This window comes from Muribaculum intestinale, from assembly GCF_002201515.1.
GTDB lineage: Bacteria > Bacteroidota > Bacteroidia > Bacteroidales > Muribaculaceae > Muribaculum > Muribaculum intestinale.
On sequence record NZ_CP021421.1, the window covers coordinates 280,860 to 305,505 of the forward strand.

Below are 24,646 nucleotides of genomic sequence, written 5' to 3' on the forward strand. Positions count from 1 at the left end.
CACATTGTGATATATCAGCGACATACTCATACCGGCAACACATCCTGCGGCAACTGCATTGTCACACAATGCAGCGACCCATGCTGCTTAATCAGAGGGCGGCAATCAATGCTCCTCACCTTATGGTTGGGAAAGGATATGCGCACAGTTCTGGCGGCAAGTTCGTCGTGGCGTGGCTGCCCGTACGACGGCATCAGTATCGTGTCGTTCATTATAAGGAAGTTGGCATAAGTAGCCGGCAGCCGGTTGCCCTCCTCGTCGTATATGGCGTCGGGCCACGGCAACTCAATGAGATTATACGGTATCCCTGCGGGGGTACGCATCTCCATCAGCTGACGCTTCATGGCCTGAAGAGCGGGATAATGGGGGTCGGACTCGTCGTTACATCCTACATACAGTATCGTGTCGTCGGGAGCCAGACGCGCGAGAGTATCGATATGGCTGTCGGTATCGTCCCCGGCAAGATAGCCGTGGTCGAGCCACAACACATGCTCAAGACAGAAATACTCCTTTAGGCGCGACTCAATCTCGGAGCGCGACAGGTCGCCGTTGCGGTTTGGCGACAGCAGACATTCCGAGGTTGTAAGCATAGTGCCGCGGCCATCGCTCTCTATACTGCCACCTTCGAGCACAAATCCCAGTCGGTTGACATACCTGCCACGCAACAGGCCGGCCTCGACCATGCGCTGCGTGATGAGATTGTCGCGGTCAGCCGAAAACTTAAGCCCCCAGCCGTTAAACTTGAAGTCGGTGATTTCCCAGCCTCCGGGCGTCTCCACACATATAGCGCCGAAGTCACGGGCCCATGTATCGTTGGTGGGACAGTCAAGATACAGTATCCTCCCGGCATGCGGATGCCGTTCAAGAGCCTTTCGGGCGGGAGCGGTGTCGGGGGCAACGATTACAAGCGTCTGCTCGTCGGCAATAGCCCGGGCTATCTCCGTGAAACACTCTCTTACCTCATCAAGCATTGGAGCCCAGTCGGTATCCTCATGAGGCCAGGAAAGTAGCACGGCACCCTGTCGCTCCCACTCTGCCGGAAGACGACGCGATGACACGCCATCCGCATCACAACTCGATATCATCGTCGGTGAGTGTGTCATAAATCGAACTTTGATTGTCAAGATATTCCTCGCAGTAGTCGAGAAAACCGTTTTTCTCCGAGGAGCCTACCGCGTCGCACCATTCGCGATACTCGCTACGTAGCTCCGGATCCTCATGAATCATCTTTTTAAATTCAGCATCAGCTATATCTACGCTTCCATACTGGCCGATGACCTTAAGGAACACTTCGGTAATATCGCTCATGTTTTTTATGTTATGCTAAGGTAATTTATCGTTTATTAAAGCCGTAAGTGCATTTCCGGCAATTCCGCTTCAAATTTACATCAACCTGCAATATATTCAAAATTAATTGTCATTTTTTAATAAGTTTAATATTGTATCATATCAAAAACACATAAAATCATTGTCTCAACACAGATTTAAAAACTATTGCACGGCGCGCCATGTTTAATAATCAAAACGTGAAGATATGAGATACCGCATATTACTGGCATCCATAGGCATAATGGCCGCGGCAGTCGTGGCAGGATGCTCACAGTTCGCACTTGTCAACAGCCAGACATACAATAATTCCGACTTGTCGGAATACAAGACTTTCCGCATTGTAGACCCGACGATGGGCAAACTGCCTCCGGGAATGGAGATGGTCACATATTACAATATCGCAGCGGCCATACGCGAGCAAATGCTTGAGAGAGGATACACCGAGAGCGCAGCCTCTCCGCTGCTGATAAACTTCGCCGTCACAATCCACAAAGAGGTGACTACCGAACCGGCGCTACCGCCTGCACCATCCGGAGGACCCGGTCTCGGTCCGCAGGTGCCACCACCTCCATCAGGTCCCGGACTTGGACCGGCTGTGTCCGGCCCATACTACAACGGACTTTATCCCTACTATATATATCCGCGTCAACGCTACTGGAACTCAGCCCGATATGCCAACATGCAGGTGGTGACTGGAGTCTACAAAGAGGGCGTGCTCACCATGGATATGGTAAACATCGACACGATGACACCATTGTACTCATCGTCGGTAGCGACAATCATCGACTCGGGCAACTCGCAGTACCGCAACCTCAGCTCCATCGCCGAGGCCGTTGCCAAACTGTTCTCGCGCTTCCCCGTAGAAATAGAACCCCGCTACCGTGGCATGCACTAAGCCTGACACGAAGGCATGAACGTTAACACATATTGTCGGAATTTTTCCTAACTTTTTATTCCGACATGTGTTTATTATCATAGAACTTATAACCACATTTAACTATGCATCTTACACCGAAAGAAATCGACAAGCTCATGCTGCTCAATCTCGGTATCATAGCCGAACGCCGCAAAAACCGCGGACTCAAGCTGAACTATCCCGAGGCTGTGGCATATATCACGTCGGCAGCTCTGGAAGAAGCCAGAGCCGGAAAAACCGTTGAGGAAGTAATGACACTCGCCGCATCAGTTCTTACCAAAGACGATGTAATGGAGGGAGTGGCCGATATGATTTCGCTGCTCCAGGTCGAGGCTGTGTTTACTGACGGCTCGCGACTGGTGAGCATACACCACCCTATCAAGTAACCAAACCTAAAAAGCGAGACAATCATGGCAACCGACAATACAAAAAAGCCCGCTACCGATCAGCAGGCGCCGGGCAATCCCCCCGTAAACATTGACGGATACAGCAAACAGAATCCTCCGAAATCGGTCGACACGCCGACTGAAGTATACAATGGAGTGCCACCTATCTACACACCTGTGACTCCCGGATTCAAGCCCAAGGATTACGTGCCGGTAGGCGGAGTGATACTTGCATCCAACCCTATCGAATACAACACCAACCGCTATACCGTAAGGCTAAAGGTACGCAATACCGGTGACCGTCCGGTACAGATTGGCAGTCACTTCCACTTCTTCGAAGTAAACCGCTACATGGAGTTTGACCGCAAGAAGGCATTCGGATGCCACCTCAACATCCCGGCCACAACTGCCATCCGCTTTGAGCCGGGCGAGGAGAAAGAGGTAGAACTTGTAAGCTATGGCGGCAAGCAGCGTATATGGGGTTTCAACGACCTGGTCAACGGATACACCGGCGGACAAGACACCCCGACATACTATCCTGTAAAGATGAAGGCTTTCCGCAAGATGAACGAATACGGCTTCAAAGATGTAAGCGAGGACGAAGCCGACGCAGAGTTTACCACTAAAGAATCATAAGCACTATGGCTACTATATCAAGACAACAGAATAACATGCTGTTCGGTCCGACCACAGGCGATAAGATACGTCTTGGCAACACCGACCTGTATGTACAGATAGAAAAGGACCTCCGCACCTATGGCGACGAGGTAGTATATGGTGGCGGTAAGACTCTGCGCGACGGCATGGGCCTTGCCAACCGCTACACAACATCAGAAGGTTCGCTCGACCTTGTCATCACCAACGTAACCATCATCGACCCGCTGCTCGGCGTAATCAAGGCCGACGTGGGCATAAAGGATGGCAAAATCGCAGGCATAGGCAAGGCTGGCAATCCGGATGTGATGGATGGTGTGACACCTACACTGGTCACAGGTCCGTCGACCGACGCCATCTCAGGCGAACATCTTATCCTTACCGCCGCCGGTATCGACGGCCACGTACACCATGTGGATCCACAGCAGGCCTACCACTGCCTCTCCAACGGTATAACAACCCTTATCGGAGGCGGCATCGGCCCGACCGACGGAACCAACGGCACCACGATTACTTCCGGTGTATGGAATGTCCACAAGATGCTTGAGGCTTATGAGTCAATACCTATCAACTATGGCACACTCGCCAAGGGCAACTCGTCGGTCAACGCCACATTGGAGGAACAGATTCTTGCCGGCGCGTGCGGATTCAAGATTCATGAAGACTGGGGGGCGACTCCAGCAGCCATCCGAGCATGTCTTGACTGTGCCGACCGCATGGATGTACAGGTGGCCATACACACCGATACGCTCAACGAGAGTGGATTTGTCGAGGATACAATCGCCGCCCTTGACGGCCGTACAATCCACACATACCATACCGAGGGCGCAGGAGGCGGACATGCTCCTGACCTTCTTAAAGTGGCGTCGCTTGCCAACGTGCTCCCGTCGTCGACCAATCCGACACTTCCATTCGGCATCAACTCGAAGGCCGAGCTGTTTGACATGATTATGGTATGCCACAACCTTAACCCCAACATCCCGAGCGACGTGGCATTCGCCGAGAGCCGTGTGCGTCCGGAGACACAGTCGGCGGAAAATATCTTCCACGACCTCGGTATCCTGTCGATGGTAAGTTCCGACAGCCAGGCCATGGGACGTGTGGGTGAATCGTTCATGCGTACATTCCAGATGGCCAGCTACATGAAGTCGGTACGAGGCAAACTGCGCGAGGACAGCGACGACAACGACAACTTCCGTGTGCTTCGTTATCTCGCCAAGATTACACTTAACCCCGCCATATGCTACGGTATCAGCGATATACTCGGCTCAATAGCCCCGGGCAAGATGGCCGACCTCGTGCTTTGGGAGCCTGCTTTCTTCGGCACGAAGCCTAAGATGGTAATCAAGGGCGGATTCATAAACTGGGCACAGATGGGCGACCCCAACGCCTCACTTCCTACCCCGCAGCCCATATACATGCGAAAGATGTTCGGCGCCGAGGGCAAGGCTATCGGAGCGACATGCGTCAACTTCATGTCGCAGGCTTCAATCGAGGCCGGAGTGCCGGAGAAGCTCGGCCTTACACGTCAGTGCTACGGTGTAAGCCGCACACGTCAGCTCGCAAAGACCGACATGGTACGCAACACAGCCATGCCGCGTATCGAGATTAATCCGGAGACATTTTACGCATACGTCGACGGAGAGCTTGCCTACGTGCCGCCGGCACCTGTACTGCCCCTGGCCCAGCTGTACTGGTTCAGCTGACAATATTTTGCCACAATTTACTGACACTAATACACGGTGCCGGGCTCCGCAACCCCGGAGACTCCGGCACCGCTTTTTCCTTTATAAGATAAGTTAAAATATTACCCCTCACACTATGAAGATTTTCAGCGAAGTAATCGGAAACATTCACGCCGACAAGAATCTTGCCACAAAAATCGACGGTTACGATATCGAATATCTGCATCTCGACCAGTGGACGGCCCAGAAGAGCCGTTTCATAGTCACAGGCGACAAAGGCACACAGTGTGCCGTGGCCCTCAAACGCAACCACCAGCTAATCGAGGGCGACATACTCGAAATCGACAACGACAACCGACGTGCGCTCGTAGCGGCCATCGAACTCAACCCCGTATTCGTGATTGACCTGTCGGAAATCGAGAAACTCGACAAGCTACAGATAATCCAGACCTGCATCGAACTTGGTCACGCCATAGGCAACCAGCACTGGCCTGCCGTAATAAAAGGCACCAAAGTATATGTGCCACTGACAGTCGACCGCAAGGTAATGAAATCGGTAATGGACACACACGCCATACCCGGCGTAACCTACAGTTTCGAGGAAGGTTCGGCCGTGATACCCTATCTCGCCCCCCACGAGATACGCAATCTATTCGGAGGCACATCGCAGGAGAGCCATGCCCACGTGCACGACCACACACCCGGCATCACAACAGACGCCCACGGACACGACGGACACGCAGTGCCCCACAGCCACGACGGAGGCCATACCTTCCATACCCACGAACACTAATCTCCACCAACGAAATCACCCATGCTTATGATTACCGCCACAATGCGTCTGCTTGAGATGAGCGACTCACAGTTTCCGGTGGGCAACTTCTCGTTTTCAAACGGACTCGAGACAGCAAGCCACGAACATATCGTGCACGACGCCGCCACTCTCGCCTCATATGTACGCGCCGCCACAATCCAGAGCATATACTCCGACGGCATAGCATCACTACATGCATACCGGGCCGCCGAGCGCGGAGATTACGACGACATAAAGCGCGCCGACACCGAGGTGATACTCTGCAAGATGAACGACGAGGCGCGGCAGATGGTGCTACGCATGGGTAAGAAACTCGCCGAACTCGCCGTGCACGTGGCCCCGTCGCCGCTGGTAGAGCGTATGCTCGCCGACATAAACTCGGGCGACATCCACGGCACATACCCTATAGTACAGGCCGTTGTAATGCATGCCGCCGGAATATCCGAAAGCGACATGTTTACATCGCAGGCGTTCGGAGTTGCCAACATGATTCTCGGCGCAGCATTGCGCTGCGTGAGGGTATCGCACTACGACACCCAGAAGATACTCTACGACCTCGCACCCGTGCTCGAAAAAGATTACGAGGCCATCCGCGCTCTGGATTACGACGACATGAGGGCATTCGTGCCCGGCATCGACCTTATGGCGTCGCTGCATGAAAAGGGCGAGATGCGCATGTTCATGAACTAAACACCACGCGTCCCCGTATTAATAACATCAATTTATTCTCCAAAATTCAAGTATAATGTCAACCTGCCGCATAGGAGTAGGCGGGCCGGTAGGATCCGGCAAGACCGCCCTTATCGAAGCCATCACTCCCACTCTTGTAAAAGAGGGCTTCAAAGTATTGATTATCACCAACGACATCGTCACCACCGAGGATGCCAAGCATGTAAGGCGCATGCTCAAAGGTGTGCTTGTGGAAGACCGTATCATTGGCGTAGAGACCGGCGCGTGCCCCCACACGGCCGTGCGCGAGGACCCGTCGATGAATATAGCCGCCGTCGAGGAAATGGAGGCCAAGTTTCCCGACACCGACATTGTGTTTATCGAAAGCGGAGGCGACAACCTCACCCTTACTTTCTCCCCGGCTCTCGTCGACTTCTTCATCTACGTCATCGACGTGGCCGCCGGCGACAAGATTCCCCGCAAGGACGGTCCCGGAATATCGCAGAGTGACATTCTCGTAATCAACAAGACCGACCTTGCGCCCTACGTGCATGCGTCGCTTGAGGTGATGGACCACGACTCTAAGCTGATGCGCCCCGGAAAGCCATTCGTATTTACCAACTGCATGACCGGCGAAGGCATCGACGAGCTCGTAAGCCTGATAAAGGCCATGGCACTCTTTGACCATCCGGGTCAGAACAAGTAACTTTGTACCACCGATTGCCCGACTGTAGCATTATGAAAGATGTAATCAACAGCAAGGAAATGCAACGCGTGACTGCCACGCGGGAGATGCAGCCATACAACCACCCCACGCGCGCCATGTATATAGGCGCGCCGGGCAAGGTTGGATACCTGCGTCTGGGATTCGAGCTCGACAAGTCGGGCAAAAGTATAATGCGCGACCTCCAGCGCATGGCTCCGCTGATTGTGCAGCAGGAGCTCTACTGCGACGAAGGGATGCCTGCCATGCCCGTGGTCTATATCCTGTCGTCGGGCGGCCCGAATGTCGACGGTGACCGCTACGAGCAGGAAATCATGATGCGCAAAGGCTCCATTGCCCATGTCACCACCGGCGCCGCCACAAAGATAGCCGAGATGAACGACAACTTCTCGGCCCTATGCCAGAATATCGTACTTGAGGATGACTCCTACCTGGAGTTTATGCCCGAGCCTACCATCCCATGCCGCACGGCACGATACGTTACTCTCACCGATATCACCTGCGCCCCTACGGCCACACTATTCTACAGCGAGATATTCTCCTGCGGACGTAAGCACCGCGACGAGCCCGAAATATTCGACTACGACATTCTGTCGGTGACATGCGAGGCCCGGCGACCCGACGGCCAACGGCTTTTCCGCGAGAAGTTCGTAATCGAGCCAAAGGCCCAGAACCCTTCGATGCTCGGTATCATGGGGCGCTATCAGATGTTTGCCAACGTGATTGTGCTCACTCCACCCGACAAAGCCGAGGAGATATACAATGCCACCGAAGCCGGATTCAGCAACAATGGCGACCTCGCCACAGGCATAACCCGTCTGCCCAACAACGCCGGGCTCCTGTTCAAGGTGATGGGTATGGAGACCGAGCCTGTGAAAAAGGCCGTTAGAAGTTTCGCATCCACTGTAAGGATGAGTGTCAAGGGGCATCCACTTCTCCCCGACTTTCCATGGCGATGAACCCAGAGGGCACTGTCAGACACATCTGACTCGCGCTCTATAAAAATCATAACATATGTCTACTCAACCTAACAACCGGAGCTTCGCCACTTATGTGAACGGGACTCTCAAAGGCGCCGGACAGGTCATGTTTCAGGGAAGTGCCTGGACCGGCCTGCTAATTATCATCGGCATTTTCGCCGGATGCTATCTCGAAGCACCGTATGGCGAACACATGCCTGTAGTGGCATGGGGTGCACTCGCCGGACTTATCGTGTCGACAGCTACAGGCTACATATTTGAGTCGAAGACCGACGGCGACCAGGGACTGTGGGGATTCAACGGCATACTTGTGGGATGTGCGGTATTCACTTTCCTCGACAACACAGTGTGGTCGTGGATTGCCATGATTATAGGCTCGGCCCTTACCGTAGTAGCCCGGCGCGGGCTCAACAATGTCTTCGCTCCGTTCAAGACCACATCCTACACATTCCCCTTTATCCTCATATCGTGGCTTATACTCCTGTCGGCGCGCGATATGGCCCACCTTACACCGGCAGGCGAGTCCATAGCCTCGCTCCCTACGGAAATCACATCGGGCGACCTTCAGTATACCTTTACCGACCTTGTAGTATACTGGCTAAAAGGCATCTCTCAGGTGTTCCTCGTAAACTCATGGATTACAGGCATCTTCTTCATCGTAGGGCTTGCGCTATGTAGCCGTTGGGCCGCTTTTTGGGCTATGCTCAGCGCTGCAGTGGCCCTCTTCATGGCTATATTCTTTGGAGCCTCCCACCCCGACATCACAGAGGGTCTCTACGGATTCTCGCCCGTACTGACAGGCATAGCTGTCGGATGCACATTCTATAAGCCCGGACTGAAATCATTCTTCTATTCACTGTCGGCAGTGGTGTTCACTGTATTCGTACAGTTCGGAATGGATATTCTGCTACAGCCCGTAGGACTGGCCACACTCACAGCACCGTTCTGTATAGCCACATGGATATTCATGCTCCCGATGTACAAACTCCAGGAATCACGCCAAAAATCAGCACACTAAGAGCTTGGCTAATAATAAATGTTGCCGACACAAAGGGTAGCTTTATAATCATTCAATCTCTTGCCTGCTTTTAATGCAAATACAAAAATATATCAACGATATATTATTAAACAAGCTCTAATGAAACGTCTTATTCTTCTGCGACATGGCCAAAGCCAATGGAATCTGGAAAACAGATTTACCGGCTGGACCGATGTCGAACTTACCGACCAGGGACGCCGGGAAGCACGGGAAGCCGGCGAGAAACTGCTCGCTGCCGGCATACTGCCCAACTACTACTTCACCTCCTATCTGAAACGCGCCATACACACCCTCGATATAGCCGCCACAGCCATGGACCGCTGCTGGATACCGGTGATAAAGGACTGGCATCTCAACGAACGCCATTACGGTGCCCTCCAGGGCCTCAACAAAGCGGAGACCGCCAAGGAGTACGGTGACGAACAGGTACACATCTGGCGCCGCAGTTTTGACGTGGCACCCCCATCGCTCGACATCGAGGACCCACGCTATCCCGGCAACGACCCACGCTACGACGGGCTGGCCTTTGAGGAACTGCCGCTTACCGAATCGCTTGCCGACACCATAAAACGTGTGGCACCCTGCTGGTCGGAGATAATCGAGCCTAAACTCAACCTCTACGACACAGTGCTCGTGGCAGCCCACGGCAACAGTCTGCGAGCTCTCGCCAAGATGCTGCTCCATCTCGACGACAACGAAATCGTAGGGGTCGAAATTCCGACAGGCAAGCCTTGGGTATTCGAACTCGACGACAAACTCTCTGTTATAAAGGAATATTACCTGTAGGAGCAATATAAACATCTAAGTATCAACACACAAAATTCTTCACTATGATTAAAGCTATGCTACTGGCGGGCTGCGGCGGATTTGTCGGCACCTGCGGACGTTATCTGGTCGGAAAATGGTGTGCCGGCATGTGGCACGGCTCATTCCCAATGGGCACATTCCTGGTCAACATCATCGGATGCTTCATCATCGGCCTCTTCTTCGGACTGCTTGAGAAAGCACACGTAATGACACCGGGCGAAAACGTATTGCTGATTACCGGATTCTGCGGCGGCTTCACCACATTCTCATCCTTTGCCGACGATATGTGGGTACTCGGTTCGAAAGGCGACTGGACAACATTTATCCTCTACCTCGCTCTGAGCGTAATCCTCGGCGTGCTCCTGGTATGGGGCGGCCGCGCTCTCATCCGCTAATCGGAGTGACAACCTTATTTTTCCATACCCTCTGCCGGGATTGCCGGCAGAGGGTATTTCACCGGTATGAATGACAAGAAAGGCATCGTGCGGTATGCACGATGCCTTTCTGTATTTAGAGCTTGTTTGCTACTGACTGTAGGATTATACCCAAAGCACGTAGGCGAAGTCCTGACGGTGGGGAAGCTCGGCATTCTTGGGATATACGCGGTAAGCGTAGCGGAATGTACCGGCCTCGCGGAGCTTGGTTTTGAGCTCGAAGGTGCAGATATTGCCCTCTTCGCCTACCATCTTGAACTCTTCGCGGCCTTCGTATTTCTCCTGACCGTCCTCAATCTTGTAGATTACACACTCTACGCCGAGATCGTGGCCGAGGCCGTTGGCGTCGAGCTTGATGATTGTGCGGAACGGTTCGCCGGCCTTGGTGTTGGCGGGGTCGGCGTTGAATTCCTCAACCGACACGGCGTGTACGCCGGGCCATGCCTGAGCCACCTTCTCTTTCCAAGCCACAATCTCTTTTGCGAGAGCGAAGTCGTGGGCGTGGAGCTTCTTGTAGCGCTTGGCCTCCTTGTCGTAGAAACGCTCGATGTAGTCGTCGATCATGCGCTTCATGGTGAAGTGAGGAGCAATCTTGGCCACAGAGTTCTTGATATATTTAACCCACTCGGCTGAGAAACCACCCTTGCGGTTTTCGAAGTAGAGAGGTATAATCTGCTTCTCAAGCATGGTGTAGATAACCTCGGCATCGAGCTTGTCCTGCTGGCCCTGGTCGGTAAATGTACGCTTGTCGGTGAGCGCCCATCCGCCCTCTTCGCAGAATTTGTAGCCCTCGTACCACCATCCGTCGAGCACGGAGAAGTTGAGCACACCGTTCATCTCGGCCTTCTCGCCCGATGTACCGGATGCCTCAAGGGGACGTGTCGGGGTGTTGAGCCAGATGTCGACACCGCTGACGAGGCGCTTGGCAACAATCATGTCGTAGTTCTCAAGGAAGATAATCTTGCCGAGGAACTGGGGCATGCGTGAAATCTCTACGATACGCTTGATGAGTCCCTGTCCGGCACCATCGGCGGGGTGAGCCTTGCCTGAGAATACAAACTGTACAGGACGGTCGGGGTTGTTGACGATAGCGGCCAGACGGTCGAGGTTGGAGAAGAGAAGGTGGGCGCGCTTATATGTGGCGAAGCGGCGGGCGAAGCCTATGATGAGCGCGTTGGGATTGATTTTCTCGGTAATCGACATTACCTGGGTGGGGTCGCCGGCGTTCTTGAGCCACTTCTCCTTGAAGTCGCGGCGCACAAAGTCGATAAATTTGTTCTTCATCGTTGTGCGGAGAGCCCATATGTCCTTATCGGCCACATCGTAAATCTTCTCCCAGTATTTGGTGTCGCTCTGGTGCTGGAACATCTCTGCGCCGAGTTTTTCCTCGTAGAGAGCCTTCCATTCCGATGCGGCCCAGGTGGGCATGTGCACACCGTTGGTCACGTAGCCTACATGGCTTTCAGCCCAGTTGTAGCCTTTCCAGATGCCTGCGAACATCTTCTTCGACACCTCGCCGTGGAGCCAGCTTACGCCGTTGGCTTCCTGACATGTGTTGAGAGCGAACACACTCATAGAGAAGCGCTCGGGGCTGTCGGGGTTCTCGCGGCCCATGTTCATGAGGTCGCTCCACGAGATGCCGAGCTTCTGGGGGAACTCGCCCATATATTTGCCGAAGAGGCCTTCGTCGAAGTAGTCGTGGCCTGCGGGCACGGGAGTGTGCACTGTGTAGAGGCTCGATGCGCGCACTACCTCAAGTGCGGTGTTGAAATCGAGATGGTCGTCCTGTACATAGTCAACCAGACGCTGGAGGTTGAGCAGGGCTGCGTGGCCTTCGTTGCAGTGGTAGAGCTCGCTCTTGATGCCGAGTTTCTTGAGCATGAGCACACCGCCGATACCGAGCATGTATTCCTGCTTGATACGGTTCTCCCAGTCGCCGCCGTAGAGCTGATGGGTAATCTGACGGTCAAACTCCGAGTTCATGTCGAAGTCGGTATCCATCAGATAGAGACACATGCGGCCTACATTCACACGCCATATATGGCTGTATACGATACGGCCTGGGAAAGGCACTTCGAGGATGGTAGGCTTGCCGTCGGCGTCAAGCACCTGCTCAAGGGGCAGCATGTTGAAATCCTGAGGCTCGTAGTTGGCAATCTGCTGGCCGTCCACCGACAGAGTCTGGGTAAAGTATCCGTAGCGGTAGAGGAAACCTACAGCGGTCATGTCGACACAGCTGTCGGAGGCTTCCTTGATATAGTCGCCGGCGAGCACACCGAGGCCGCCGGAGTAGATTTTAAGGGCGTTGCACAGGCCGTACTCCATCGAGAAGTAGCTTACCGAGGGTACATCCTTGCGCATGGGCACCTTCATGTAGGCCTTGAAGTCGGCATACACTTTTTCGATACGTTCCATGAGCTTGGCATCCTTGAGGATTTCCTGAAGACGCTCGAAGCCCAGCTGCTGCAGAAGCATCACGGGGTTTTCGCCGACGGCACGCCAGAGATCGGGATTGAGATCACGGAAAAGCGATTTGCCCTCGCTGTTCCATACCCACCAAAGGTTGCGTGAGAGGACTTCCAGCGGCTTGAGTTTTGCCGGGAGGTCAGATTTCACCATTACGTCGCGCCACACGGGTGCATTAGTGTTGCTTACTTGAAGTTTCATAAATTATATTTATGTGAATAGAGTTTTTATTAATCCTTACTGTACGTTAATATATACAATTACCTATATATAATTAATGTATAATTAATCCCTGACATCAATCAGTAGTGGTCAGTCCTCAGTGGCGCGCATGCGGGCACTGTCGAGAGCGATTCGGAATGCGTCTACGTAGTATTCTATAAAATAGCTCCACGCGGCAAGCGATGCCAGATTTATGGCACGGCTGCGTATGAGGGTTGTCTGTTGCTGGTCGGCTGATATCAGATATTTAAGAGAGTTGGCGATACGTGCGGCTACCTCGTCGTAATTGAAGTCGCCTCGCGCTATAACGTTGACACCGCATGCGTCGAAGGTGTTTTCGTCGGTGGCAAGCACCCATTGTCCGAATCCCGAAAGAGTTGTCGTGACGGTAGGCACACCGAAAGCCACACTTTCGAGAGGGGTGTATCCCCAAGGCTCGTAGTAGGATGGGAACACTGTGGCATCCATGCCTATCAGCAAATCGTAATAAGCAGTGTTGAATATTCCGTCGGCGCCGTTGAGATAGCATGGCACATAGATTACGTTGACCTTGTCGCCCTTTTCGTTGGCGAATCCTATCTGGCGTATGCGGCAGATAATCGGGTCGGAATCGGGATTGTTGAGAGTATGGGTAAGCTCCGGCTCGGGAAGGCGGGTCTTGCGCTTGGCAGGGAGTGTGTGCTGCAGATCGGGACGCGGGTCGCGACACCATGCGGGCACCATTACAAACGCCACTACCGTACGTGTTGGGGCAAGGTCGCGTAGGCGCGCTATCGCATCAAGATATAGGTCGATGCCTTTGTTGCGGTATTCGCAACGTCCGGATGTGGCTACTATGAATGTATCCTCGGGGAGTTTTCTTCCGACAAGCGAAGAGGCTACGTTGAGCAGTACTTTACGTGCGGCTTCGCGTACCTTGGGGAACTTTCCTTTGTTGGGCACAAAATTCTGTTCGAATCCATTTGGGGTCACAACCGGGCGCCGCTGGAGCAGCTGTTCACACTCTATGGCGGTAATGTCGCTCACGGTAGTGAAGCAGTCGGCCTGGTGGGCTGCGGCCTTTTCAAGGGAGTGTTTCGACTCCATATTGAGCTCGCGCGCCATCTGGTCGCCATCGTACGCACGGAGATAATCATACAGCGGTTTGCCGTTGCCGCATATGCTGCGGCCTATACATGTCGCGTGGGTGGTGAATATGGTCGCTACCGAAGGGAGCACATCCTTTACATACAGCAGACCCATGGCCGTCGTCCATTCGTCGAAGTGGGCCACAACGTTTTTGTCGCGTATCCCGACAAAGTCGCAGATGCTTTCAATCACAATCCCGGCTGCGTGGGAGAAGGCACACGCCTCGTCGTAGTCGCCATAAGCGTGCAGGGAATCTACGCCATAGAGGTCCCACATACGTCCGTAGAAAGAGTCTTTCTCCTGGTATAGGCCATCGAATTTTACAAGTACCACAATCGGGCGTCCCGGCACTTCCCAGCGCCCGCATCTCACAGTGATGCCGTAGGGCAGCTTGGCCTGGGCCTTCCATTCTTTCAGCACAGTTCTCGACGGAGTGAAATAAGGTGAGGGGGTATCCTCTGTCCAGACATCGGGGCCGATGAAGATGTTTTTGTCTTTATAAAGATTCTGTAGTGTCTTGGCCTTTGTAGAAAGAACCGTATAAATACCACCGATTTTATTGCACACTTCCCAGCTTGTCTCAAACAGCAGGTCGATGTTTACCGGCTTTTTGTCCATGAAAAATAAGTATTTTGGTTTTTGACGGTGCAAAGTTAGTGATTTTTATCCGAATAGCCCAAATATTAAACAGTTAAAGCGGCAAAAAGATGACTAAATAAGCATATAGAGCCTACAGAGGCATTTTTTTATCGTAAAAAATATCGGATTATGATACATGTTTGCAGATTTTCCCTATCTTTGCAATGTAGTTGACACCTCCCCCCTATTTCTCCTCTATAGCGGTTACCATGAGAAGTGGAGACGAATCATAACTGAATTTTACCCAACAATCTAAACAATACATCAAAACATGAAACCTTACGTAGTAGGCATCGACATAGGTGGTACCAACACCGTGTTCGGTATAGTTGACGCACGTGGCAATGTCGTTGCCAGCAGTTCCATCAAAACAGGCAGACACGCCGATATCAAGGATTATGTAGAAGAGCTCAAGACTTCTCTCAACAATCTTCTTGAGGCCAACGACGCTACCGACAAAATCGCAGGTATAGGCGTGGGCGCTCCCAACGGCAACTATTTCACAGGCGCCATCGAAATGGCTCCCAACCTCCCATGGAAGGGAAGAATACCTCTGGCCGAGCTGCTTAAAGAAGCATTCGGCGTTCCTGTCGCCCTCACCAACGATGCCAATGCCGCAGCCATCGGTGAGATGACATACGGTGTGGCCCGGGGCATGAAAGACTTTATAATGATTACCCTCGGCACCGGTGTAGGTAGCGGTATCGTAGTCAACGGCCAGCTGGTATACGGTCACGACGGATTTGCCGGAGAGCTCGGTCACGTTATCGTGAAGCCCAGCAACGGACGTATGTGCGGCTGCGGTCGTACAGGATGTCTTGAGGCTTACTGCTCAGCCACAGGCGTAGCACGCACCGCCCGCGAATTCCTTGAGACACGCACCGACAAATCGCTCCTGCGCAACCTCCCTATCGAAGGTATCACATCCAAGGATGTATACGACGCAGCTGTACAGGGAGACAAACTTGCCAAGGAAATCTTTGAATATACCGGCAAGATTATGGGTGAGGCTTTTGCCAACTTCATCGCATTCTCAAGCCCCGAAGCAATCATACTGTTCGGCGGCCTGAGCCGTTCGGGCGAACTTCTGATGAAGCCTATCAAGGAAGCCATGGACCGCAACACACTCAATATCTATAAGGGAAAGACCAAACTGCTCCTTTCCGAGCTTAAAGAGAGCGATGCCGCCGTGCTTGGCGCAAGCGCACTTGGCTGGGAGGCCCGATAAATAATCACAATACATATTGAATGTCCGGATGGACGCTCCTGTTCATGGGCGTGAATCCGGGCATTCTTATTATCCGACATTCACAGCATGGCAGACAATTATCTTGAACGAAAGATGGAAGAGCACCGGCGTGGCCCTATGCCGGCCTACCGACGTCGTGTGACCTCGCGCGGACTCCCTCCGGGCACAGTCTCGTTTCCATTCCCCGTACGCCGTATCATAGTCTTCTCTGCAGGAGAAATTCCGGATGCCGTTGCCGCCGGTAATGCGGTCGGTCTGCGCGACTCTCTTGTAAAGGCTCTGGCAGCCACCGGATGCAGGGTAGCGTTTACAGAGGCCGACATCGTGTCGCGCAACCGCCTGGCACAGACAAGTGGAGCCTGCGGTGTGGCTCCGGGAGATACCGATATCGTGGCAGCACGCTGGGAAGGGCTCGACTCTTCGATGACGATAACATGCAATGACACGACGACCGATATCAATGTATACCCGCGTTACGGAGATTCCCGGCACACTTGCATACGCATCCCTGCGTCGGGCGGCGACACCGGTGCAGCCGTGCGCGCCGTGTTGTGGAGTCTGGTCGAGGGAAACGACTATCTGCTTGACAACACTGTCAATATCGGATGCTGAAACATTATAATCCGACAGGGTGTTTATTTATTATTAAACAAGCTCTAAGCAAGTTCTTATTATGATTGCCCCGCGCCAGATAGCCGCATTGCCGGCTCGCATATATCGCTTCTACCGCGACGGATTCCGCAGCATGACAGTCGGGCGGTATCTATGGGTGCTTATACTCGTTAAGCTATTCATCCTGTTTTTCGTGTTCCGGCTGTTCTTTTTCCCCGATGTGCTCCAACGCGACTATGCCGACGACGCTCAACGCGCCCGGGCTGTGCGCACCAGCCTCATAGGCTCACCCTGACACATTGCGCTTCTTAACCCGGCGACTGCCTGCCGGGACATCTGCTTTCCACCTCCCCAACCGGGGCTATATTCTCTGAAATAATCTAACACATAATCTACATTCTATACACATGGACGACTTATTTACCGTAGTTGACTGGTCGCGGTGGCAGTTTGCCCTTACAGCCATGTACCATTGGCTGTTCGTACCGCTTACCATCGGTCTGGCCCTGATAGTGGCCATCATGGAGAGTATCTATGTACGCACGCGTGCCGTCAAATGGCTCGCAATGACCAAATTCTGGATGCTCCTGTTCGGCATCAATTTTGCAATCGGCGTGGCCACAGGCATCATACTCGAGTTTGAGTTCGGCACCAACTGGTCAAACTACAGCTGGTTTGTAGGCGATATCTTCGGAGCCCCTCTTGCCATCGAGGGGATAGTCGCATTCTTCATGGAATCGACATTTATCGCCGTAATGTTTTTCGGCTGGAAGAAATTCAGCCCCGGATTCCACCTTGCGGCCACATGGCTCACCGCCGCCGGCACATGCCTGTCGGCACTATGGATTCTTATCGCCAACGCATGGATGCAGCAGCCTGTGGGCATGGAGTTTGACCCGGCACAGATGCGCAACGTCATGGCCGACTTCTGGGGTGTGGTTACCTCTGACACCGCTGTCGCCAAGTTTACACACACGGTGGCGAGCGCATGGACTCTCGCCGGAGTGTTTGTAATCGGTGTAAGCTCGTGGTGGATAATCCGCAAGCGCAACGTCGAGATGGCGCTCGACTCGATAAAGGTGGCCGCATGGGTAGGAGGAGCCGGCATACTCGTGACTCTAGCCACAGGCGACATGTCGGCAATAAATGTAGCCCGCCACCAGCCTATGAAGCTCGCCGCCATGGAAGGCCTCTACCGCGGCTCATGCGGCCAGGAGATTGTGGCCACAGGCATTCTCAATCCCGACAAGAAAGCCGGCGACGACACTACCGACCCGTATCTGTTTGATATCAGCATACCTTACGGACTGTCATTCCTCGCCACACACGACCCCCACAGCTTCGTGCCCGGCATCAACGACCTCATCGACGGCATCGAACTTACTCCGGAGGGCGACACTATCCATACTGTAAGCTACGCCGAGCGCATTGTGCGCGGCCGACAGGCTCATGAAGCCCTACGGGCCTACGATGCGGCCGCAGTCGCCGGCGACAAGGAGGCCATGGATGCGGCGCTCGTCGATCTAAAGGCCGACTATCCCTATTTCGGCTACGGCTATCTTGACTCTCCGGAGGAAGCGGTTCCGCCAGTGGCAATGACATTCTACTCGTTTCATATCATGGTGATTGCCGGAGGCTATCTGCTGCTCTTTTTCGCATTCGCATTTGTAGGCAGTTACTGGCGCCGGCAGTGGCTTACCAACAAGTGGGCATGCATCGTCGGCATGCTGTCGATAGTGATTGTATGGATTTGTTCGCAGGCCGGATGGATTACCGCCGAAGTGGGCCGCCAGCCGTGGGTCATCCAGGACATCCTGCCTACACGTGCGGCAATAAGCGACATCGCGGCATCATCAGTGATAACCACATTCTTCATGTTTGCAGTGGTGTTTACCGTGCTTCTCGTGGCGGAAATGAGCATAATGGCCACCCAAATCAACAAATACTCGAAAGAGAACATTAACGAAATCGCTAAATCATGATAATCATGGAAACAGATCATATGACATTCTTACTCCAGGAGTACTGGTGGTTTCTGATTTCGGTGCTTGGCGCCGCGTTGGTGTTTCTGCTCTTTGTACAGGGCGGCCAGTCGATGCTGATGTGCACGCGCAGCAACGATGAGCGCAATCTGATGGTCAACTCCATAGGCACGAAATGGGAACTTACGTTCACTACGCTGGTAGTGTTCGGAGGCGCGTTTTTCGCGTCGTTCCCGCTGTTCTACAGCACAAGTTTCGGGGGCGCCTACTGGCTTTGGATTCTCATCCTGTTTACCTTTGTAGCCCAGGCTGTCAGCTACCAGTACCGACGTAAGAGAGGCAATCTCTACGGCACCCGTTTCTTCGACATTCTGCTGGTAATCAGCGGCGCGTTAGGCTGCTTTCTGCTCGGAGTAGCCGTCTCGATGATGTTTTTCGGCGCCGACTTCAAGGTGACTATGGGCAATATACTTGACCCCGGCTCGCCTGTGATATCACAATGGGGTGCCGGACATGGCTGGGAGGCGATATTCTGCTGGCGCAACTGGATTCTGGGATTCGCGGTGCTGTTCCTTGCCCGCACACAGTGTGCGCTTTATTATATGAACAACATTCAGGCCGGCGATACATTCTTCAACCTGTGCCGCCGCCGTGTGCTTGTCAACGGCATTATCTTCGTTGTGTTCTTCCTGGCATTCGTGGCATTGCTGCTCACTCATACCGGACTACAGACTACCGGACTGCACAGCTTCGAGCCGGTGCCCTACAAATATTTCCACAACTATGTGGATATGTGGTGGTGTCTGGTGCTGTTCCTCGCAGGAGTGGTGATGGTGCTATATGCCGTCGGTAAGTCGGTGTTTGCCAGCCATTACACCAAAGGCATATGGTGGTCGGGCATCGGCACCGTGCTTGTGGTTCTTACTCTGTTCTGGGTAGCCGGATACAACGACACTCCCTATTATCCCTCGATAGCCGACACAGCGTCGTCGCTTACCATATTCAACAGTTCGTCGACACAGTTCACTCTCAAGGTAATGAGCGTAGTCAGCCTGCTCGTACCGTTTGTTGTGGCATACATCGCCTACGTATGGTATAAGATGAATGCCCGTCCGCTCACTCCGGCCGAGATGGACTCCGACCATCACAGCTATTGATTCTGAATTCCGCTCTCTACAACAACAAGGGCTGCACCGCTTATTCAACCTGCGGTGCAGCCCTTGTCGGTATTATGATAATGACGGTAGCTGTAATAGCAAGCAACGATTGTCATTGTCCGGCCTGTGGCCTGGCGCCCTCATGTGCTTTTTTTTCCTGCTCGGCCTGCTTCTCCTGCTCATGTTTGCGGCGCAGACGCTTTAGCCATGAGAAGATGTCGTCGAAATCACGCTTGAACACAATGCCCACGCCCTGTGTGGTAAGTGCTGACTTTACATAATAGTTCTGGTCGTTGTAGCGGTTGTAGGCCTTCAGACGTATGTTGCCCGACTTGTTGAGCAGATATTCGAGATCGAAGTCGCCGATAAACGAATTGTTGTTGAGCGCCTTGTCGCGATAGCCGAAGTTGCCGTTGAATAGCAGCCTGTTGTCGAGCAGATAGCTCGAGAGGGCAAGATCGACCTCCATGTCGGAGAAGTCGCCGCGGTCGCTTCGGAATGTAGGTGCAATGTTCCATTTGTCGCTGAGCTGTCCGAGGATAGAGCCGAGTTGCGATGAGATTGTCGACGAGGCCACCGACACAAGCTCGTTGCCCTTGGTCGTCGACGCCATGTAGTCGGGTGTGTAGAACCGGTTTAAGGCAAGCAGATAGATAATCTGCCTGTTCATCATGTCATCAGTGCTCACGATACTGCGCACCTTGCGGTATGTGTCCTGTGTGAGCGTCGGAAACTCAAGGTCGAAACTGATATCGGGCTGCTGCATGTCGCCGGAGACCTTGAGAAGAGCATGCACCGGCACATTTGTGCGGTTGAGATCCTTGTCCTGGAGAAACGACTCGTCGAGGTCGCTCAGATTGGCATTCACGCTGTACACGGCATTGATGTCGAGCACCGCCGAGTAGGGACTGCCGTGAAACGAGATGGAACTGCCCGGCTTGATGGTAAAAGGCTTGATAATTATGTCCTGCAGCGTGAAGTTGTATTTTCCCTGGGTCAGAGAGTATGTGCCAAACATGCGCAGGTCCTCGTCGTTGGAATTATACTCCATACGCAGACTGCCGCTGCCGCGGGCCTTTATGTTGTCGCCACCCTCCGGGTCCATTACCAATACAAGTTCGGCCTGGGGGGTTACGTCGACCTGCAGGTTGATGCGGTAGACCGAAGAGCCCTGTTCCTGCTCGCGCTCTTTGCGTATGCGCTCCTTCAGCTGACGCAAGGCGGCCTCCTGCGGGTCCTCAAGATTGAGCAGCAGGTCGCCACGGAGCTCGTTGCGGTCGTGGAAGGTAAGGAATGTATATTCTCCCGCCGCCTCAGTGTCGGAAAGCACGAAAGTAAATACAGAGCCGGCGGCAGTCGACATGTTGACATTGATATCGACAAATCCCGGCACCCCTTTGACAAAGGCCGAACCGTTGCAAAGTATGTGTCCATACCAGTCGGGATTTATTTTATCGGTGATATCGTAGCACAACAGGTTGCGGGCATTGCTCACACGGAATTCAAATTCTGGCTCCTTGAAGCATTTATGAGTGACCCAACCGTTGAGCAGAGCACTGTTGCCCATGGCGTCGCGCAATTTTACATCGGCAAAGCTGATGCGCCCCGAAGTCAGGTGTATTGAATCGGTAGCGTAGTAATATGTATTGGTATAATCAAGTTTCAGACGCAGATTCTCGGCGAATATATCGCCCGTCATGTCGATAAACTTGAATGTGCCGAAGAGTCGTGCCTCGCCGGAAGCGTAACCCGACACATCGGAGGTGAATGCCTCCATGAACGGACGCATGAACCCTACATTGAGCCTCTCGGCCTTGAAACGGAAGTCGAGGCTGTCGGCCATAGGGTATATGGCCCCGTCCACATAGGAATGGGCGTCTTTCTCGCCTGTAATGTCGGCGTTTATCACCACACCGCGGGTGGCATTGTCCCAATACGATGCAATTACGGCATCGCCCAGAGGCGAATGATTGTAGGTCATGCCGGACACATCAAGTCGCGGAGTCTCCAGACGGGGCTCTCCGCTCATCAGGCCTGAAGCATAGAATTTGCCGGTAGCGATACCGCCGAACATGGCCGCACTGATATCGAGTGTCTCAAACACATAGTCGAGGTCGATACTCTGCAACTCCAGACAAAGATAATCGGCGGGGGTCTCCGACACCGAGCCGTTGATTTTTATAAACTGGTTGTGGCGGCTTACTTCAAAATCGCGCACATCAACATGACGGTCGTGGGCTATCTCAATCATCGACGGGCGTATGCGCCACACACTGTCATTAATCACAATGCGCGAGGGGCGCAAATCGATTGCTGTCGACATGCCGCCCGGAATATGGGCGTCGGGCACACGGGAAAACATGGCTCCAAGCTCCACAGCTCCGCGAAACATGCGCTCCCGGTCGATATCCCACCCGGCATGCACGTTTATAGAGTCGTGGCTCCCCGTGGCCACAAGGCTGATAGTGGCGTCGCCCTTCTTGGTAGGATACACCGTGCTCATGAGCATTCTTGCGTCGTCGCTCTCTCCGTCGACAGTCAGGCCGATATAAGAATTGTCAATAAACTTGTCCTTATGCAGCAGATTGGGTGCGTCGACACTCGCCTCAATAAGCCTGTTGGCACCGCTCATCATAGCCTTGACCGTGACAGGGCGCAACAGTCTTACCGGCACTCTGAAGAACGACAGCCAGCTGTCGGTGGCCGCATTCTGACGCACCTGCATGTCGAGAGTCATGTCAAGCGCCAGGCTGTCGTCGTCATCTCCATTGCCGCGAACGCCTCTGTGAGGCGTCACTGCAGTAGAATGCGCGGAGAGCAGCGAGGGGAACACATCGGCGAGGATTGACCTCGCGACAGGCACAATGTCGCGGAAACGGTATTCACCCTCCACGCGTGCGTCGACTATGTCGCTGTGGAGCATGATGAAGCGCGGCGATGTGGTGCCTGACGACATCAGCGACAGATGGTCGAGAGCAAGCGCGTCGGCTCTGGCGGCATCGGTGAAGCGCATCTCGGTAAGCTCCAGACGTCCGTCGAGCGAATCATACTCACGGCCATGCATGTCCACCTCTATGCGTCCGCTCAGCACATGCCCCATAAAACGCTCCTGCCTGATTATGCCGAACATCCCCGGACATAATGACGCTATCCTTATGTCGGCATCGATATGGTGCTCCCCGGGGATTATGCCACACGAGCCTTTGATTGTCGCGCCGAGCATCGGGTCATCGGCGACTATGGTGCCCCTGACATCGGTGCGCGTAATGTCGATGTCGGCTGTGATACTGTTTATATCATACCCCTTCCACTGTATCTGGTCGATTTCAGCAGCTGCATGTCCCACAGGCGGATTCTGCCCCATGAGACTGCCCTCAAACGCCACATTGCCGCTCACGCGGCCAAGTCCGTCGACTCCGGCTATGGCACCGACATCGATGCTGTCGATTGTGAGATACGCCTTTAGCGGGCCTGTCGGATGCCTGAACGGACCGGTATAGCGTGCGTCGAAGTCAAGTACACCCGGCTCCGAGTCAAGCGTAAGCCTCAGCAGTGTGGTGCCGTCGCCCACAGTAGCATCGACTACGGCTTCCACCACTCCGAGCGTGTCGGCCATGGCCACAGCCTTCGGAGGCATCGAGCCGGTCTGTCGCCACAATTCGGCCAGACGGTGGCCGTCGGCACGCGCGTGCAGCTTGGGGAGATGTATTTTCAGCGAGTCGACTGTAGGCAGACCGCTGACGGTAGCATCCTCTATCTCTACCGACGCCACATCGTCGGCCGAGGTGAGCGTCAGACGCGGCATGGTGAGATTTGCGACACATCCGCCGGCCTTGAGGTCAATACCGATAGGAGAGGTAAAGGGCAGGAACGAACGGAAGAATGGAGCGAGGTCGGCCGGGGTTATCTGGCTTCCGGGGAGAGTGGCGACAGTGAATGTATGCTCTGTGATTCGTGCCGTAAGGTCGCTCCATCCCTCATACCGTAGTCTCAGCGGAGCGAAGTCAAGCTGCGATGACGGCAACTCGATATGCATGTTGTCGACGATAAGCAGAGTGTCTGACACACTGGCACGTCCCGACAGAGCATTGAGCACAAGCCCCGAACGCTCGGTAGCGGCCAGACGCCTGAGATCGGCCACATAAGAGTCGTTGCTTACGCGCGGCAGGCGTATATCCGCTTTGATATCACTGAGCGCGATATGTTTGAAATCAATCTTGCCTGGTTCCGGCGCCGGCTCGGAATGCACATCGTACGACAGCCGGCTACGGCGTATCACTATGTTGTCGATGGCAAGGTCGTAAATCGTGGGGGGCTTGTTTCTGTCGCGCGGCTTCAGATGGTCGATAATAGGCTGGATATTGAGCGGAGCCGACGCCGAGTCGCGCCACAGCCGGGCATCGAGGCCGATAATCTCGGCATAGGAGAATACCAGGCGCCCGTGCATAAGCAGTTTGCCCATACGCAGTCCGGCTCCAAGGCGCGATACTTTCAATGCAGTGTCGCCCGGAGCCACAGCCACGCTTACTCCGTGGAGTGTCACCTTGTTGAACGGCCTTATTTCGGCTCTCTCGATATCCACAGGCACGCCAAGCAACGCGGTCAACTCCTCCTTGCCGCGCTCGGCTATAGTACGCTGCACCCCGGGCAACGACAATACTGCATACATGACCGATGGAACCACCAGTGCGAGCAGCACCAGCGTCACCAGTATCGTACGTAGTATTTTGTAGAAAAGCGTCATTCAGAAACCC

21 protein-coding genes are annotated in these 24,646 nt (G+C 53.8%); 16 read left to right on the plus strand and 5 right to left on the minus strand.

Annotated elements, in window-relative coordinates; genetic code table 11:
* Positions 1-26: 26 nt before the first annotated feature.
* Together ADH68_RS01310 and ADH68_RS01315 are read right to left on the minus strand one after the other, a co-directional pair.
* Complete coding sequence (locus ADH68_RS01310; RefSeq protein WP_088294757.1) at positions 27-1,103, minus strand: agmatine deiminase family protein; 1,077 nt, start codon at positions 1,101-1,103, stop codon at positions 27-29.
* The gene (locus ADH68_RS01315) at positions 1,069-1,308 is read right to left on the minus strand and encodes a hypothetical protein (RefSeq protein WP_068960120.1); all 240 of its coding nucleotides are present in this window, start codon (positions 1,306-1,308) and stop codon (positions 1,069-1,071) included. The genes ADH68_RS01310 and ADH68_RS01315 overlap by 35 nt, the downstream gene beginning before the upstream one ends.
* 226 nt (positions 1,309-1,534) lie before the next feature.
* On the opposite strand from ADH68_RS01315, the gene ADH68_RS01320 reads away from it, so the two are divergent.
* From ADH68_RS01320 to crcB, 11 genes are all read left to right on the plus strand, one after another.
* Positions 1,535-2,224 (plus strand): DUF4136 domain-containing protein, encoded by a 690-nt coding sequence (locus ADH68_RS01320; protein WP_068960119.1) that lies wholly within the window; start codon positions 1,535-1,537, stop codon positions 2,222-2,224.
* Positions 2,225-2,328: 104 nt separating this feature from the next.
* Complete coding sequence (locus tag ADH68_RS01325) at positions 2,329-2,631, plus strand: urease subunit gamma (RefSeq protein ID WP_068960118.1); 303 nt, start codon at positions 2,329-2,331, stop codon at positions 2,629-2,631.
* Positions 2,632-2,655: 24 nt separating this feature from the next.
* The gene (locus tag ADH68_RS14190) at positions 2,656-3,267 is read left to right on the plus strand and encodes an urease subunit beta (RefSeq protein WP_084273940.1); all 612 of its coding nucleotides are present in this window, start codon (positions 2,656-2,658) and stop codon (positions 3,265-3,267) included.
* A 5-nt stretch (positions 3,268-3,272) separates the two neighbouring features.
* Positions 3,273-4,991 carry an urease subunit alpha gene (locus ADH68_RS01335; RefSeq protein ID WP_068960117.1) on the plus strand — a complete coding sequence of 573 codons (1,719 nt, stop codon included), beginning with the start codon at positions 3,273-3,275 and terminating at the stop codon, positions 4,989-4,991.
* Between the two features lie 115 nt (positions 4,992-5,106).
* Complete coding sequence (locus ADH68_RS01340) at positions 5,107-5,763, plus strand: urease accessory protein UreE (protein ID WP_068960116.1); 657 nt, start codon at positions 5,107-5,109, stop codon at positions 5,761-5,763.
* A 27-nt stretch (positions 5,764-5,790) separates the two neighbouring features.
* On the plus strand, positions 5,791-6,474 hold the full coding sequence (locus ADH68_RS01345; protein ID WP_068961996.1) for an urease accessory protein UreF: 684 nt from the start codon (positions 5,791-5,793) through the stop codon (positions 6,472-6,474).
* Positions 6,475-6,529: 55 nt separating this feature from the next.
* Positions 6,530-7,159: an urease accessory protein UreG gene (gene ureG, locus ADH68_RS01350; protein ID WP_068960115.1), complete on the plus strand. Its 630-nt coding sequence runs from the start codon at positions 6,530-6,532 to the stop codon at positions 7,157-7,159.
* Positions 7,160-7,191: 32 nt separating this feature from the next.
* Positions 7,192-8,136: an urease accessory protein UreD gene (locus ADH68_RS01355; RefSeq protein ID WP_232321444.1), complete on the plus strand. Its 945-nt coding sequence runs from the start codon at positions 7,192-7,194 to the stop codon at positions 8,134-8,136.
* A gap of 55 nt (positions 8,137-8,191) precedes the next feature.
* Complete coding sequence (locus ADH68_RS01360) at positions 8,192-9,175, plus strand: urea transporter (protein WP_068960114.1); 984 nt, start codon at positions 8,192-8,194, stop codon at positions 9,173-9,175.
* A 120-nt stretch (positions 9,176-9,295) separates the two neighbouring features.
* Positions 9,296-9,982 carry a 2,3-diphosphoglycerate-dependent phosphoglycerate mutase gene (gpmA, locus tag ADH68_RS01365; protein WP_068960113.1) on the plus strand — a complete coding sequence of 229 codons (687 nt, stop codon included), beginning with the start codon at positions 9,296-9,298 and terminating at the stop codon, positions 9,980-9,982.
* A gap of 44 nt (positions 9,983-10,026) precedes the next feature.
* Positions 10,027-10,398 (plus strand): fluoride efflux transporter CrcB, encoded by a 372-nt coding sequence (gene crcB, locus ADH68_RS01370; protein ID WP_068960112.1) that lies wholly within the window; start codon positions 10,027-10,029, stop codon positions 10,396-10,398.
* A 144-nt stretch (positions 10,399-10,542) separates the two neighbouring features.
* Here the strand turns inward: crcB and glgP are convergent, their stop codons facing one another.
* Both glgP and ADH68_RS01380 read right to left on the minus strand, forming a co-directional pair.
* On the minus strand, positions 10,543-13,104 hold the full coding sequence (gene glgP, locus ADH68_RS01375) for an alpha-glucan family phosphorylase (RefSeq protein ID WP_068960111.1): 2,562 nt from the start codon (positions 13,102-13,104) through the stop codon (positions 10,543-10,545).
* 111 nt (positions 13,105-13,215) lie between these two features.
* Positions 13,216-14,871 carry a glycosyltransferase gene (locus ADH68_RS01380; RefSeq protein ID WP_068960110.1) on the minus strand — a complete coding sequence of 552 codons (1,656 nt, stop codon included), beginning with the start codon at positions 14,869-14,871 and terminating at the stop codon, positions 13,216-13,218.
* Between the two features lie 280 nt (positions 14,872-15,151).
* On the opposite strand from ADH68_RS01380, the gene ADH68_RS01385 reads away from it, so the two are divergent.
* The 5 genes from ADH68_RS01385 (at position 15,152) to ADH68_RS01405 (ending at position 19,892) form a co-directional block, all read left to right on the plus strand.
* Complete coding sequence (locus ADH68_RS01385) at positions 15,152-16,120, plus strand: ROK family protein (protein ID WP_068960109.1); 969 nt, start codon at positions 15,152-15,154, stop codon at positions 16,118-16,120.
* 87 nt (positions 16,121-16,207) lie between these two features.
* Positions 16,208-16,753, plus strand: coding sequence for a hypothetical protein (locus tag ADH68_RS01390; RefSeq protein ID WP_068960108.1), 546 nt, complete (start codon positions 16,208-16,210; stop codon positions 16,751-16,753).
* A 61-nt stretch (positions 16,754-16,814) separates the two neighbouring features.
* On the plus strand, positions 16,815-17,048 hold the full coding sequence (locus ADH68_RS01395; RefSeq protein WP_068960107.1) for a DUF4492 domain-containing protein: 234 nt from the start codon (positions 16,815-16,817) through the stop codon (positions 17,046-17,048).
* A gap of 112 nt (positions 17,049-17,160) precedes the next feature.
* A complete protein-coding gene (locus ADH68_RS01400) occupies positions 17,161-18,735 on the plus strand; it encodes a cytochrome ubiquinol oxidase subunit I (RefSeq protein WP_068960106.1) in 1,575 nt (524 codons plus the stop codon).
* A 20-nt stretch (positions 18,736-18,755) separates the two neighbouring features.
* The gene (locus ADH68_RS01405) at positions 18,756-19,892 is read left to right on the plus strand and encodes a cytochrome d ubiquinol oxidase subunit II (protein WP_068961994.1); all 1,137 of its coding nucleotides are present in this window, start codon (positions 18,756-18,758) and stop codon (positions 19,890-19,892) included.
* Between the two features lie 112 nt (positions 19,893-20,004).
* Here ADH68_RS01405 and ADH68_RS01410 read toward each other — a convergent pair whose 3' ends face one another.
* Positions 20,005-24,636, minus strand: coding sequence for a translocation/assembly module TamB domain-containing protein (locus tag ADH68_RS01410; RefSeq protein ID WP_068960105.1), 4,632 nt, complete (start codon positions 24,634-24,636; stop codon positions 20,005-20,007).
* Positions 24,637-24,646: the final 10 nt, after the last annotated feature.